The organism is Jeotgalibacillus sp. R-1-5s-1 (genome assembly GCF_004405105.1).
Lineage (GTDB): Bacteria > Bacillota > Bacilli > Bacillales > Jeotgalibacillaceae > Jeotgalibacillus.
Genome location: NZ_SORW01000033.1, coordinates 1 through 14022, shown reverse-complemented (window position 1 = coordinate 14022; position 14022 = coordinate 1). Strand labels below are relative to the sequence as shown.

15 protein-coding genes and 10 tRNA genes are annotated in these 14022 nt (G+C 46.0%); all 25 read left to right on the top strand.

From position 1 onward, the window contains the following. The first annotated feature begins 544 nt into the window (after positions 1-544). The 25 genes from E2491_RS12575 to E2491_RS12455 all read left to right on the top strand — a co-directional run bounded on the left by E2491_RS12575 (position 545) and on the right by E2491_RS12455 (position 13926). Entirely contained in the window at positions 545-1558 is a 1014-nt protein-coding gene (locus tag E2491_RS12575) for a LolA family protein (protein WP_134375997.1), read from the top strand. Positions 1559-1612: 54 nt separating this feature from the next. Further along, positions 1613-2758, top strand: a complete 1146-nt coding sequence (alr, locus tag E2491_RS12570; protein ID WP_134375996.1) for an alanine racemase — start codon at positions 1613-1615, stop codon at positions 2756-2758. Positions 2759-2911: 153 nt separating this feature from the next. Further along, on the top strand, positions 2912-3193 hold the full coding sequence (locus E2491_RS12565) for a CopG family ribbon-helix-helix protein (protein ID WP_134375995.1): 282 nt from the start codon (positions 2912-2914) through the stop codon (positions 3191-3193). Between the two features lie 4 nt (positions 3194-3197). Continuing rightward, positions 3198-3548, top strand: a complete 351-nt coding sequence (locus E2491_RS12560; protein ID WP_134375994.1) for a type II toxin-antitoxin system PemK/MazF family toxin — start codon at positions 3198-3200, stop codon at positions 3546-3548. Between the two features lie 122 nt (positions 3549-3670). Continuing rightward, the gene (locus E2491_RS12555) at positions 3671-4498 is read left to right on the top strand and encodes an STAS domain-containing protein (protein WP_134375993.1); all 828 of its coding nucleotides are present in this window, start codon (positions 3671-3673) and stop codon (positions 4496-4498) included. A 3-nt stretch (positions 4499-4501) separates the two neighbouring features. Beyond that, positions 4502-4858: an STAS domain-containing protein gene (locus E2491_RS12550; protein WP_134375992.1), complete on the top strand. Its 357-nt coding sequence runs from the start codon at positions 4502-4504 to the stop codon at positions 4856-4858. 4 nt (positions 4859-4862) lie between these two features. Then, positions 4863-5264: an anti-sigma regulatory factor gene (locus E2491_RS12545; protein ID WP_134375991.1), complete on the top strand. Its 402-nt coding sequence runs from the start codon at positions 4863-4865 to the stop codon at positions 5262-5264. A gap of 16 nt (positions 5265-5280) precedes the next feature. Beyond that, positions 5281-6291, top strand: a complete 1011-nt coding sequence (locus tag E2491_RS12540) for a PP2C family protein-serine/threonine phosphatase (RefSeq protein WP_134375998.1) — start codon at positions 5281-5283, stop codon at positions 6289-6291. 82 nt (positions 6292-6373) lie between these two features. Next, positions 6374-6712 (top strand): anti-sigma factor antagonist, encoded by a 339-nt coding sequence (locus E2491_RS12535; protein ID WP_134375990.1) that lies wholly within the window; start codon positions 6374-6376, stop codon positions 6710-6712. Next, positions 6709-7179, top strand: coding sequence for an anti-sigma B factor RsbW (gene rsbW, locus E2491_RS12530; protein ID WP_134375989.1), 471 nt, complete (start codon positions 6709-6711; stop codon positions 7177-7179). Before E2491_RS12535 ends, rsbW begins: the two co-directional genes overlap by 4 nt. Beyond that, positions 7157-7951 (top strand): RNA polymerase sigma factor SigB, encoded by a 795-nt coding sequence (sigB, locus tag E2491_RS12525; RefSeq protein ID WP_134375988.1) that lies wholly within the window; start codon positions 7157-7159, stop codon positions 7949-7951. Before rsbW ends, sigB begins: the two co-directional genes overlap by 23 nt. Next, positions 7951-8544, top strand: coding sequence for a PP2C family serine/threonine-protein phosphatase (locus E2491_RS12520; RefSeq protein WP_371414476.1), 594 nt, complete (start codon positions 7951-7953; stop codon positions 8542-8544). Before sigB ends, E2491_RS12520 begins: the two co-directional genes overlap by 1 nt. Positions 8545-9569: 1025 nt before the next feature. After that, positions 9570-11741, top strand: a complete 2172-nt coding sequence (locus E2491_RS12515) for a Tex family protein (protein ID WP_134375986.1) — start codon at positions 9570-9572, stop codon at positions 11739-11741. 21 nt (positions 11742-11762) lie between these two features. After that, positions 11763-12176 carry a hypothetical protein gene (locus E2491_RS12510; RefSeq protein ID WP_134375985.1) on the top strand — a complete coding sequence of 138 codons (414 nt, stop codon included), beginning with the start codon at positions 11763-11765 and terminating at the stop codon, positions 12174-12176. A 60-nt stretch (positions 12177-12236) separates the two neighbouring features. After that, positions 12237-12704 (top strand): SprT family protein, encoded by a 468-nt coding sequence (locus tag E2491_RS12505; RefSeq protein ID WP_134375984.1) that lies wholly within the window; start codon positions 12237-12239, stop codon positions 12702-12704. Positions 12705-12969: 265 nt separating this feature from the next. After that, positions 12970-13044 (top strand) — tRNA-Asn (locus E2491_RS12500). Positions 13045-13051: 7 nt separating this feature from the next. Continuing rightward, positions 13052-13142, top strand: a tRNA-Ser gene (locus tag E2491_RS12495). A 6-nt stretch (positions 13143-13148) separates the two neighbouring features. Continuing rightward, a tRNA-Glu gene (locus E2491_RS12490) sits at positions 13149-13223 on the top strand. A 22-nt stretch (positions 13224-13245) separates the two neighbouring features. Next, positions 13246-13321 (top strand) — tRNA-Asp (locus E2491_RS12485). An 18-nt stretch (positions 13322-13339) separates the two neighbouring features. Then, positions 13340-13414 (top strand) — tRNA-Gln (locus tag E2491_RS12480). 1 nt (position 13415) lies between these two features. Further along, a tRNA-Lys gene (locus tag E2491_RS12475) sits at positions 13416-13491 on the top strand. 13 nt (positions 13492-13504) lie between these two features. Continuing rightward, a tRNA-Leu gene (locus E2491_RS12470) sits at positions 13505-13586 on the top strand. Positions 13587-13659: 73 nt separating this feature from the next. Beyond that, positions 13660-13745: transfer RNA gene (locus E2491_RS12465), tRNA-Leu, on the top strand. 8 nt (positions 13746-13753) lie between these two features. Continuing rightward, a tRNA-Arg gene (locus E2491_RS12460) sits at positions 13754-13830 on the top strand. A 22-nt stretch (positions 13831-13852) separates the two neighbouring features. Next, positions 13853-13926 (top strand) — tRNA-Gly (locus E2491_RS12455). Positions 13927-14022 lie beyond the last annotated feature (96 nt).

Genomic DNA, 14022 nt, shown 5'->3' with positions numbered 1-14022 from the left:
TTTCCGCATGTTGAACACGTCCTTTTTATTGGTATCCTCAGTATGATAAAAAGGATATCTACGTGTCCACTTTTTATTCTAACTTCAACTGCGGTCAATAATTCCATCTTTTGAGAAATTAATTCACTCGTTTGAAAAAATAATCCCTTCTTTCTAGGAATTAATTCCTTCATTAAGCCTCCAGCCGGTCATAATCCCTTCAATCGTCTCGCTTATTCCATCACATTAACATCATGATTCCATCACTTCGGTGAACGATTCCTTCACCCTCTCCACAGCAACTAAGTAGCGCTCCCGCTTTTCAATCAAGTCTTCACCCTCTCCGCAGCAACTAAGTAGCACTCCCGCTTTTCAATCAAGTCAGTTAAATCCACTCACTCTCTTCTTTACAACTAAGCAGGACCACTCTTCCATCAAGCACTCAACTCTCCACCCATCCGCCTTAATAAACCCGTCCCTTAAAAAAGTCATACACCTTCCCGTCATTTCATAGAATCGTAATGCACCGGTTGGACAACGTGTAATGAGTGAAGGGGAGGAAACCATGAAGAAAATTGCTCTCTGTTTCATAGCAATCTGCCTGATGATGATGCTTGCGGCTTGTGGTGAGAAAACGAAGGATGAGGCAGCGAAAGATTTGTCGGACAAGTTGGAGGAGTCGCAGGGGTATAAGGCTACAGCGAAGATGACATTTAGTACGGGAGAGCAGCCACAGGAGTATGATGTGGAGGTCTGGTATCAGAAGCCTCATTTTTACCGGGTTCATTTGAAGCATGCGGAGGAAAAGCAGAGTCAGATGATTATCCGGAATGATGAGGGTGTGTTTGTACTGACACCTGCGCTGAATAAGAGCTTCAGGTTTCAAAGTGACTGGCCGGCTAATGGAAGCCAGGCGTACTTAGTGGAGTCCTTAATTAAGGATATTCAGGATGATAAGGAAGCTGTTTTCACTGAAAAGGACGGCAAATACATTTTTGATACGAAAACGAGGTACAAGCATCAGGCCATGTTCCCGCTTCAGCAGGTCGTGTTTGATAAAAAGTCTCTGACGCCGGGTTCGGTTAAGGTAAAGGATCAGGAAGGCAATGTGAAGATCGATCTTGCTTTCAAGGATGTCAGCTATGACGTATCGTTTGATAAGAGTGACTTTAACGTAGAGAAGAACATGATGGGGGCGCTGGTTGAGACACCGGTCCTTGGAGATGGTGAAGAGGAGCAGGAATGGGCTGTTTTATACCCGACTGTCGAGATTGAAGGGACAGCTTTGACAGAGGAAAAAGAGATGACGACAGACAATGGAAGCCGGGTCATCTTGACGTATGAAGGGGAGAAGAGCTTTACGCTGATTCAGGAGAAACTGGAGACAGCTCCTGTCATGCTGACGACTTCAGAAGCATCGGGTGAGGTGGCGGATCTCGGATTTGCCGTTGGAGCAATGACAGAGCGTTCTGTTGAGTGGAGCTATAATGGTGTGAATTATCTGCTTGCTTCTAATGACCTGACGCAGGAAGAAATGCTGAATGTCGCTCGCTCCGTTCAGGGCTCTATGGTAAAATAACGACATCTTTGCGGGAGCAGCGATTGTTCCCGCTTTATAAAGAAGGTGTCTGCAATGAAAGATTTTCATCGTGATACATGGATTGAAGTAGATCTGGATGCAATTACGCATAATGTAAAACAAATTTCAAAGCATATTGGTGAAGAACAAGTCGTGATGGCTGTGGTGAAAGCGAATGCTTATGGACACGGCTATGTGGAAGTGGCCAAGGCTGCTCTTGAAGCTGGTGCAACCTGGCTTGCTGTTGCATTTTTAGATGAGGCGATCTATCTCCGGAAACAGGGATTTGAGGTGCCGATCCTCATTATGGGAGCGGTTCGTCCTGAAGATGCGGGGCTTGCCGCTGATCATGACATCCGTGCGACTGTTTTTTCAGCAGACTGGCTTGAGCAGGCTGCGCCGTATATAGAAAAAACGCCTTTACACGTTCATTTTAAACTTGATACGGGAATGGGCCGTCTGGGTTTCACTGATTCTTCAGAGATCCGGAGGGCTGAAGAGATGGCATTGGCACTCGGTACATTTAACCTGGAAGGGGTCTTTACCCATTTTGCCACGGCGGACGAACAGGACCAGTCTTACGCAGATGAACAGCATAAACGGTTTATTGACATGCTGTCTGTATTCAATTCGAAACCTGCGCTGATTCACGCGTCAAATAGTGCTGCGTCACTTTTGCGGAAGAATTCGGTTTTTAATGCGGTACGCTTTGGTATTTCGATGTACGGTCTTGTGCCCTCGGGTGAAATCAGAGATCTGATGCCGTTCCAGCTCAGGCCTGTTCTCTCATTTAAAACAACGCTCGTTCATGTGAAAAAAATGAAGCCCGGTCAGAAAATCAGCTATGGCGCAACCTACACTGCAGAGCAGGAGGAGTGGATCGGTACACTGCCGGTCGGCTACGCGGATGGCTGGACACGGTATATGCAGGGCTTTGAAGTGCTGGTAAATGGGGTGCGTGCGGAAATTGTCGGAAGAGTATGTATGGATCAGTGTATGATCAGGCTGCCGTATGAGTTGAAAATCGGTACGATGGTTACACTGGTAGGGAAGCAGGGGGAAGAGGAGATTTTACTGGATGATGTCGCGGACTATGCTGGCACAATCCATTACGAATCCGCTTGCCTGCTGACTGCGAGAGTTCCGAGGGTTTATCTGAGAAACGGGCACATCTCCTCTGTGCTAAATGGACTAAAATAACCGGAACCTGTATAGAATTGTCAGAAACTTCGCGAACAGACCTTTTCAGGATCTGAAATAAGTGATAAGATAAACGTGGACTTGAAAGATGAATGAACAAGAGAATAGAAGAAATGACAAAATAGGTATGCATTGATGGTGGAGGTGTAGTTTGTGTCGGAATCCAGCGCAACAACAGAAATCTTGGTACGATTACCAAAACAACTGCTAACAGAACTGGAAGCGTTTGCCGAGCAGGAAGATTTAAGCTGCAGTGATTGCATTTACCGTGCAACGAAAGCTTATGTTCGCGACAGACGAAAGAAACAAACACAGGATGCAATGCGCAGGGGCTATATGGAGATGGCGAAAATCAACCTGTCAATGGCTTCAGAAGCGCTGCAGGCTGAGTACGAAGCGGAGCATACCATTGAACGACTGGTAAGCGGAGGATAACGCTTTGATAGTAAAGCGTGGAGACGTATTTTTTGCTGACCTATCTCCCGTTGTCGGTTCAGAGCAAGGTGGAGTCCGCCCCGTTCTCATCATCCAAAACGACATCGGAAATCGGTTTAGTCCCACAGTAGTGGTCGCGGCGATTACCGCCCAGATTCAAAAAGCTAAACTCCCTACCCACGTTGAAATCAGTTCAAAACGGAACGGTTTTGAGCGGGATTCAGTTATTTTACTGGAACAGATCCGAACTTTAGACAAACAACGACTAACAGATAAAATAACCCATCTGGATGACGAGACGATGGACAAGGTAGACGAGGCTCTTCAAATCAGCTTAGGTTTAGTAGACCTCTAATGTGGAAAACGCTCTTAATGGAGCGTTTTTTTCTTTTGGATAGACCATTGCCTTACACTCCTCTATAATAAGAGGTAATAAATAAAAGAGTACTATTTATAGAGCATAGAGGTGAACGAAATTTGTTTAATAAAATAACTGCGCACTTACAGGAGCGTAAAGAAGAACTCGAAGTCCTTTGGAAGAATCAGCTGGCCCAGGACTCGAAAGAACGTGTGATTGAAGTCATGCCTGAGCACGTGTTCGAAGCAACGAGCTCAGAATTCTTTGAAATCATTCTCCTGAACATTCAGGAAAAGGATCAGGAATATCAGCAGAAGCTTCAGATCTTTTCTGACAAAATTGTCCGCCTTGGGTGGCCGATCGCCCTTGTCGTTCAAGGTTTACGGGAATTTGTCCATGTCATTCATGAAGATCTGATTGAGCAGGGGACCATCACAAAAGAAAGCGAAGGGGAATATCTTGAGCATCTTGATAAATGGATGACCCCCATGGCCAACGAGATTATTCATACATATGCCACTACATGGGAAAAAACCGTTTCTCTCCAAAAGATGGCCCTTCAGGAATTATCAGCTCCCCTTATTCCGGTTGTTGACCAGATTTCTGTCATGCCGCTAGTCGGAACGATCGACACAGAACGCGCGCGACTCGTGATGGAAAACCTCCTTGAAGGAGTCGTTAATCATCGTGCAGAAGTCGTACTCATTGATATTACGGGTGTACCGGTTGTGGATACGATGGTTGCTCACCATATCATTCAGGCTGCAGAAGCCGTGAGACTCGTTGGAGCCAAGTGCATGCTTGTTGGAATCCGCCCGGAAATTGCCCAGACGATTGTGAATCTCGGCATCGACCTGGAACGCTTCATTACGACAAGTACAATGAAAAAAGGCATGGAGCTGGCGCTCGAGATGACAGGTCGAAAAATCGTGGAATTGGAGGGATAGGCTGTGAGAATTCCCATTTTGAAGTTAAAAGATTGTCTTTTAGTGTCGATTCAATGGGAGCTGGATGATCAGACAGCTCTTGAGTTTCAGGAAGATCTGCTTAAAAAGATACATGAAACCAATGCACGCGGCGTCGTAATTGATATTACCTCCATTGATTTTATCGATTCCTTCATAGCCAAAGTGCTCGGTGATGTGATAAACATGTCAAGGTTAATGGGAGCGAAGGTAGTGATCACAGGAATTCAGCCAGCAGTGGCAATTACATTAATAGAGTTAGGCATCAGGCTGGATGACGTTATGACAGCCCTCGACCTGGAAAAAGGTTTAGAGAAACTTCAACAGGAATTGGGGGACTGACCAGATGGAAATCCAATCCTGTGTAACCATTCTGAACGAATGGGATATCGTAGCTGCTCGTCAGCTTGGTAGAAACGTAGCGAAAGAGCTGGGATTTGGAACCGTGGATCAGGCTAGAATTACAACGGCCATCAGTGAACTTGCCCGAAATATTTATTTGTATGCCGGTCAGGGTCAGCTGTGTATTGACCGATTAAGCGAGAACGGCAAAACGGGTCTAAGAATTATTGCACTGGATGACGGTCCGGGTATTCCAGATATACGCAAAGTAATGGAAGACGGTTTTTCAACATCAGGGGGTCTTGGAGCTGGCCTTCCGGGTGTGAGGCGATTGATGGATGATTTCAACATTGACTCAAACCCTGGAGAAGGAACAGATATCCGCGCGACGAAATGGCTCCGTTAGGAGGGTCATATTGAAGATGAATTTGCAGGAATCGATGGAAAAGAAATATACGGAAATTTTGAATGAATATATGCGGAATCAGTCTGAGCAGGCTCTTTATGCTGCTCAGCAATTCAGCAGGCTGGCGCTCGAGAAAAAAATGCCGCCTGAAGAAGTGATAAGTGTCCAGAGAAGCGTCATGCAGGAATTAATGCCCGACCTCCCTGAGGAAGTCTGGCATTCTTTTGATATACTTCTCGAAGTGATGACCGCTTACGGATTTGCTTTCCGGGAGCACCAAAGTCTTTTGGATACACAAAAAGAACTGAAAAATGAAATGGAAATTGCCTCTAACGTTCAGGAGACATTACTGGGTACATCAGTGCCGACAGTCGATGGTCTTGAAATTGGAGCACTCAGCGTTCCTGCCAAGCAGATGAACGGTGACTACTTCCATTTTGTGCATGACGGGGACCACTCGGTTAACGTGGCAATCGCTGACGTAATCGGAAAAGGGATCCCGGCTGCATTATGTATGTCGATGATCAAATATGCCATGGACAGCCTTCCGGAATACAGAAAAGATCCGAGTGCTGTTCTTGAAAGCCTGAACAGAGTAGTGGAACAGAACGTGGATGACTCGATGTTCATCACGATGTTTTACGGAATGTACGAGCTTCGTGGTCATATTCTTCATTTTGCTTCTGCCGGGCACGAACCCGGCTTTTTTTATCAGCACAAAGAAAAGAGATTCCTTGACCTTGAAGCAAAAGGTCTTCTTCTTGGTGTGGATAAAGATGCCAGATACCGCCGCTATGAACAGCAGGTGGAAGTGGGGGATATGATCATTCTGATGTCCGACGGAGTCACGGAATGCAGAACAGATGAAGGATTTATTGAACGTGATACACTCGTTTCATTTATTAACGAATACATTGAGCTGCCGCCGCAGGAAATCGTCAATAAAATCTTCCGTGATCTGGAACGCCTCCAGCATTTCCAGCTTCGTGACGATTTTACGTTAATTATTATGAAACGGACAAAATAATTTCGGAATGCGTTTTAACCAAACGGAACTAGGGTAGTTTACAAATACATTCCGTGCAGATATCAGAAGAGGTGGAAAAAGGATGAACATTACAGTTACGACAACCGAACAGACTGACGAATTAGTTCGTATCGCGATTTCAGGTGAAATTGATGCGTATACTGCACCTGTTTTGCGCGAAAAAACACAGTCATTTACAAAGCAGGAAAACATTAAAGTCATTGCCGATCTATCTGAAGTCAGCTACATGGACAGCACAGGAATCGGCGTTTTTGTAGGATTGTTCAAAGGGATTAAAGCAAATGGAGGACACCTTCAGCTGACTGGTCTTTCCGACCGCCTGAAGCGTCTTTTCGACATCACGGGACTTGCAGACATCATGGACATTAATCCCGAAGTAAAAGGTGGAATAGACTCATGAAACCATTTGATTATATTGAGATGAAGATCCCCGCCAAGGCCCAGTACGTTGGTGTCATCCGCCTGACGATCTCAGGGGTTGCCAGCCGGATGGGTTTCACGTACGACGATATCGAAGATCTGAAAATCGCTTCAAGTGAGGCGATTACAAACGCTGTTCAGCATGCATATTCCGGAGAGGATGAAGGAGAAGTCGTTGTTGGTTTCGCCCTTTATCAGGATCGTCTGGAAGTCATTGTAGCTGACCACGGTTCCAGCTTTGATTTTGTAAAAGTAAAAGAAGAGGTAGGTCCTTACAATGAGGACGCGCCTGTCGACATGCTTCGTGAAGGGGGGCTTGGCCTTTACCTGATCGAAAGCCTGATGGACGAAGTGAAGATCAGTCAAAAGGAAGGTGTGACGGTCTTCATGACAAAGTATATTGAGGAAGAGCAGGTGGAGAGGGATGCGAAAACTATCTCAACCTAATCAACCGAGCAAAAACGAAGTACTGGAATGGATCAAAGCCTACCAGGAAACGCAGGATGAGCAGGCCCAGCACAATCTGGTCATGCACTACCGCAACCTTGTAGAATCCATCGCCAGAAAATATTCAAAAGGCAAGTCCTATCACGAAGATATCGCTCAGGTTGGCATGATTGGCCTGCTTGGTGCTATTCGAAGATACGATGACGCATTTGGAAAAAGCTTCGAAGCCTTTGCCATCCCAACGATTATTGGTGAGATCAAACGATTTTTACGTGATAAAACCTGGAGCGTCCACGTTCCAAGAAGAATTAAAGAATTAGGTCCGAAAATAAAGGCTGCAGTTGAAGAATTAACAACAACGCTTCAGCGTTCTCCAAAAGTAAACGAAATCGCTGACTACCTCGAAGTCTCAGAGGAAGAAGTGCTCGAGGCAATGGAGATGGGCAAGAGCTATCAGGCGCTTTCTGTTGATCATTCAATAGAAGCTGATTCTGATGGCAGTACTGTCACACTGCTCGATATCGTTGGCAGCATGGATGACAACTATGAAAAAACCGATCAGCGTCTTGTTCTTGAAAAAGTACTCCACGTATTAACTGATCGTGAAAAGCAGATCATTCAGTTTACATACCTGGAGAACCTGAGCCAGAAAGACGCCGGTGATATGCTGGGAATCTCCCAGATGCACGTCTCAAGGCTGCAAAGGAGAGCCATCAAAAAGCTCCGTGATGCCATTCAGCAGGAGAATGAGCACGCAGGTGGCTTTGAATGATGGAGGCACTCCAACATCAGCAGGTAAGGGTAAAAGTCGGGCAATACGCCAAAAATGGACGAACAGACTGTGGAGACAGCTATTATATGCTGGCTACGGACGACTATTTTCTTTGTGTACTCGCTGACGGATTAGGCAGCGGCAGATATGCAAGGGAAGCTTCAAAAGCAGTCTGTGATACGGTCGAGAAAAACCCTGATGAAGACGTGGACAGGTTGATGGAGATGTGTAATAAATCCCTTCTCAAAAAACGCGGAGCCGCAGTAGCAATTGTCAAAATCACTTTTGACACAAAAGAAGTCATCTACAGCTGCGTAGGCAATATCCGCTTCTACTTTTACTCAGAGAACGGAAAACTTACCTATCCGCTCCCGGTCACCGGCTATTTATCAGGAAGGCCACAAGTATACAAAACACAGAACTTCCGATACGAAGAAGGCTCCTCATTCCTGTTTCATTCAGACGGTCTTCAGATTACAAGAGTCAGACCGCTTTTACAGGGAGGGAAATCTCTGGAATATATCTCATCGTATTTGCACTCTATTGTGTCAGATGCGGATGATACAACATTTCTCATTGGAAGACTGCCTTGACCAGGTGGTCTTTTTTGTTTGGATTGATTGGCTGGCTATCTTTAAACCGGACAATACTCACTCGTTTACGAAGCAAACGTTTTCTGGAGTTGTGCAATACTGGCGAAGAGTTGTCAAATAAACGGAGAAAGTTGCTAAATAACGGCTGGAAGTTGTCAAATGCTAAAAAGAGTTGTCTAATAAGCAAGCCAAGTTGTCAAATGTCGTGACAATTATTTCCCACAAGCGCAGCGTCCAACTGAGTGCTTATAGATACCCTAAATTCATGAAGAGCCCCCGGGCTTCGCCGGGATTTTCCTTGAGAGTGACCAAGTTAGGGCGGAATGTGTCCGAGTTGAAGGGGAAAGTGTCCAAGCTTGAGATGAATGTGACCAAGCGGCTACGTCCCTAAACGCCCGCCTGCGCTTTTCTGTGTCCAGCTCCGGCGGGCAGGGAGTAGCAAACTTCCCGGCCTCTCGTTCGATAAGTCAACATCAGCTCACTCTGCCGTGTTTCCTTTATCTTCATCTAGGCCAGTCCAGTTTGTACGTCCCTAAACGCCCGCCTACCCTTTTCTCTGTGTCCAGCTCCGGTTCGCAGCGGTTAGTGCGCTTCCTTCAGCTCTGTCCGATAAGTCAACATCGGTTCACTTCGTTCACCGTGTTTCCTTTATCTCCGGCGCTTCAGTCCAGCGCATACACCGCTAAGCGCTCACCTGCGCATTTCTGTGTGTCTAGCTGCGGCGACTAGCCCCTCGAGGTCATAAGTCAAAGCTGAACGAGGGCGAAGACCAGCCCTCTTTTCATCTTCGCCTTATGCTTGTCGGGGCTGAACGAGTCGCCTACGCTTTTCTGTGTCCAGCTCCGGCGGGCAGGGACTAGCAAACTTCCCGTCCTCTCGTTCGATAAGTCAACATCAGCTCACTTCGTTCGCTGTGTTTCCTTTATCTTCGTCGAGGCCAGTCCAGTTTGTACGTCCCTAAACGCCCGCCTACGCTTTTCTATGTTACAATCTATAGGAAGTTTATTTGAAAGGCTGTGGGTTAATTGGATCAGAGGAAAGAGCAGATTGGGCGTTTGTCGAAGGAGATTTCGATTTCGGCGCCGCAGATCGAAAAAGTGATTCAGCTTTTAGATGAAGGTAATACAGTTCCTTTCATCGCCCGTTACCGCAAAGAGATGACGGGTGCACTTGATGAAGTTCAGATTAAAGACATCGCAGATAAATGGGATTATTTATTAAACCTTGAAAACCGGAAAGAAGAGGTTCTCCGTTTAATTGAAGAGCAGGGGAAGCTGACGGATGAGCTGAAAACTTCCATTACGGCTGCTGCTAAACTGCAGACGATTGAGGATTTATACAGACCGTTCCGTCAAAAGCGGAGCACGCGTGCAACAAAAGCGAAAGAAAAGGGGCTTGAGCCTCTCGCTGAATGGCTGCTTCACGCCTCTCCGGAAGAAAACATCAAAGAAAAAGCCGCTGAATTCATTTCAGAAGAAAAAGGCGTGGAGTCCGCAGCAGATGCCATCGCTGGAGCGCAGGATATTATCGCTGAAATGATTGCTGATGATGCGAAGATTCGTGAGTACATAAGAAATCAGACGATGCGTAATGGAAAAATCATTTCGAAAGTGAAGAAACAGGAGCTCGATGAAAAAGGCGTTTTCGAAATGTATTATGACTACGAGGAGCCGGTATCGAAAATTGTTCCTCACCGCATTCTCGCGTTAAACCGTGGTGAAAAGGAAGAAATTCTCCGTGTTTCTATTCAGCCAGATCAGGAACAGATCCTTGCAGAACTGAAAAGAAAGAGAATTAAATATCCAAATGCACAAATATCTATTGAAGTGGAAGCAGCAGTTGAAGACAGCTATAAACGATTAATCCATCCGTCCATTGAACGTGAGATCCGTAATGAACTGACGGAAAAAGCAGAAAACCAGGCTATTCATATTTTCTCTGAAAACCTTAAAAACCTGCTTTTGCAGGCTCCTTTAAAAGGAAAAAAGGTACTCGGAGTCGATCCAGCCTACCGCACAGGCTGTAAGCTTGCTGTCGTAGATGAAACAGGGAAGATGCTGCATATCGCGGTGATCTATCCTCATACAACGAGCGATCCATCGAAAGCGGCTGCGATCTTCCGTAAAGTCGTGCAGGATTTTGACATTGAGCTTGTTGCGATCGGAAACGGAACAGCTTCCCGTGAAACAGAACAGTTCGTTGCAGAGCAGTTAAAACAGGTTGACCGTGAAGTATATTATTTAATTGTCAACGAGGCTGGCGCCAGTGTGTACTCTGCATCTGACGTGGCAAGAGAGGAATTCCCTGATCTGCAGGTGGAAGAACGAAGTGCCGTTTCCATCGCCAGACGATTGCAGGATCCTCTTGCTGAGCTTGTGAAAATCGATCCGAAATCAGTCGGTGTCGGTCAGTACCAGCACGATGTTTCCCAGAAGAAACTCAATGAATCGCTGACCTTCGTCGTTGAAACAGCCGTTAACAAAGTAGGGGTAAACGTCAATACAGCATCCCCATCTCTGCTTCAATATGTAGCCGGACTGTCTAAAACGGTCGCGCAAAATATAGTAAAAGCTAGGGATGAGGCAGGGAAATTCGAAAGCCGCACCCAGCTGAAGAAAATTCCGCGTTTAGGTGCTAAAACGTATGAACAGTGTATTGGTTTCCTCCGAATTGCTGAAGGGAAAAATCCACTGGACCGTACAGCCATTCACCCGGAAAACTACAAAGACGTAGAAAAAATGCTTGATTCCGCAGGCTTTACGAAAAAAGCAATCGGATCAGACGAACTGAAAGAAGCCATTATTCAGAAAACACCGGAGCAATGGGCAGAAGAAACTAACATCGGTATCCATACGATGCGGGATATCATTGAAGCATTGATCCGCCCGGGACGTGACCCGCGTGATGAACTCGATAAGCCACTGCTTAAACAGGACGTTCTGAAAATGGAGGATCTGTCACCAGGCATGGAGCTTCAGGGAACGGTCCGTAACGTAGTCGATTTCGGGGCATTTGTGGACATTGGCGTAAAACAGGATGGCTTAGTCCACATTTCCAAGCTGAAAAAAGGCTTTGTTAAGCATCCGCTTGACGTTGTCGCACTAGGTGACGTTGTAACTGTCTGGATCGAACAGGTTGATGTGAAAAAGGGCCGGATCGCCTTAACCATGCTTCAGCCAAAAGACCAGACTTCATAAAAAGAATCGGAGGAACCAATCATGTTAGGTTATATCATTGCAATCTGTACAGCAGTCATCGCATTGGGCATTACATTTAACTACATCGCACATCTCGGCACTATGGTTAAAACAGCTGAAGGAAGAGGGGAGCAGGGAATGACAGTCAGCACGGTCATCACCCGCTTTATGTTCTCAACGATGCTGATTGAGCTAATCCCAATCGTTATTATCGTACTCTCATTTGTTTTACTTGACTCTCCAACAGGAGGGTTTCCGGTTATCCCGATCGTAATAATGGTGGGAGCCACTGTATTCGGTGCTGTACAAATTCTGATCAGAATGAAACAGGACGTGCCCGCAGAAGCGAGAGGACAGGTGCGTTCATTCTCCATGATCGCGATGCAGCTCGTCATCACTGCACCACTTGTAGGACTGATCTTCCTATTTATCTAAATGACCACGGGAATCCGCTGCATAAGCGGGTTCCCTATTTTACATCCGGGAGCTAAAATCATGAACAACGAAGAACTGCAACAGCTGACTCAACAAATATCGCTAAATGATTTCCAAAGGACTTTTAAGCATAAAGCTTATTTTAACAAGCGATTGAGAACCACGGGTGGGAGGTACATGCTCGACTCCCATAACATCGAAATGAATCACAAGTATCTGGATGAACACGGTATGGATGAACTGATTGGCATCATCAAACATGAACTGGCCCACTATCACCTTCATATAGAAGGGAGAGGGTATCAGCACAAAGACCGTGACTTCCGGGAACTAATCAAGAAGGTGGGAGCCCCAAGGTTCTGCACGCCGCTTCCATCTGAATTAAAGAAGAGAGTGCAATCATTCAAGGTCTACGCGTGCTCTGTGTGTAAGCAGCCTTATCATCGTAAGCGCAGAATCAATACAGCAAAATACGTCTGCGGTAAATGCGGCGGAAAGCTCCAATACATTAAGACGCTAGAAAGATAATTGGATCCGGTTCTTTGAAGCTGGATCCTCTTTTATTTTTACAGACGGAAGTGCTGGATTCCTTTTGACACAAGCGGTTAAATGTGATAAATTACATTCACTAGCTTTTTCAGCAGAGCAACTGATCGAAAAAACTTTTTAAAATTATTTTATAAAAGTTGTTGACTTATGTTTTTGATCTCTGTTATGATATTAAACGTCGGCAAGAGAGACGCCAAGTAATAACATACATAAGCTTAGCTGACAAAACTACATTTCATACTGTTCCACAGTAGCTCAGTGGTAGAGCAATCGGCTGTTAACCGATCGGTCGTAGGTTCGAGTCCTACCTGTGGAGCCATTTTTATGGGGAAGTACTCAAGAGGCTGAAGAGGCGCCCCTGCTAAGGGTGTAGGTCGCGTAAGCGGCGCGAGGGTTCAAATCCCTCCTTCTCCGCCAGAACATGGCCCGTTGGTCAAGTGGTTAAGACACCGCCCTTTCACGGCGGTAACACGGGTTCGAATCCCGTACGGGTCACCATTTTTATACAAGAACATTTTTAGGTCCCGTGGTGTAGCGGTTAACATGCCTGCCTGTCACGCAGGAGATCGCCGGTTCGATCCCGGTCGGGACCGCCATTTAATTAATTCGATGATTGGGCTATAGCCAAGCGGTAAGGCAACGGACTTTGACTCCGTCATGCGTTGGTTCGAATCCAGCTAGCCCAGCCACGAGCCATTAGCTCAGTTGGTAGAGCATCTGACTTTTAATCAGAGGGTCGAAGGTTCGAGTCCTTCATGGCTCACCATTATTTTTTGTTTGCGGGTGTGGTGGAATTGGCAGACACGCTAGACTTAGGATCTAGTGCCGCAAGGCGTGGGGGTTCAAGTCCCTCCACCCGCATTATTCTTTTTGAAAAAAGTAATTGACTTCTAAATGATATATTGATATAATAAATTTTGTCGCTCGAATACGAGCGGTCGTGGCGGAATGGCAGACGCGCTAGGTTGAGGGCCTAGTGGGAGAAATCCCGTGGAGGTTCGACTCCTCTCGACCGCACCAAAAAGTTAGCGCCCGTAGCTCAATTGGATAGAGCGTTTGACTACGGATCAAAAGGTTAGGGGTTCGACTCCTCTCGGGCGCGCCATTATTACTTTTATAAAAACCACGCGGGTGTAGTTTAGTGGTAAAACCTCAGCCTTCCAAGCTGATGTCGTGAGTTCGATTCTCATCACCCGCTCCATTATTACTGAAGTATTGAACCTTGAAAACTAAACAACCAAACGTCAACGTTTAAGATTTTAAGTCTTTTTCGAATAAAAAAGACAATGAGCTTTTC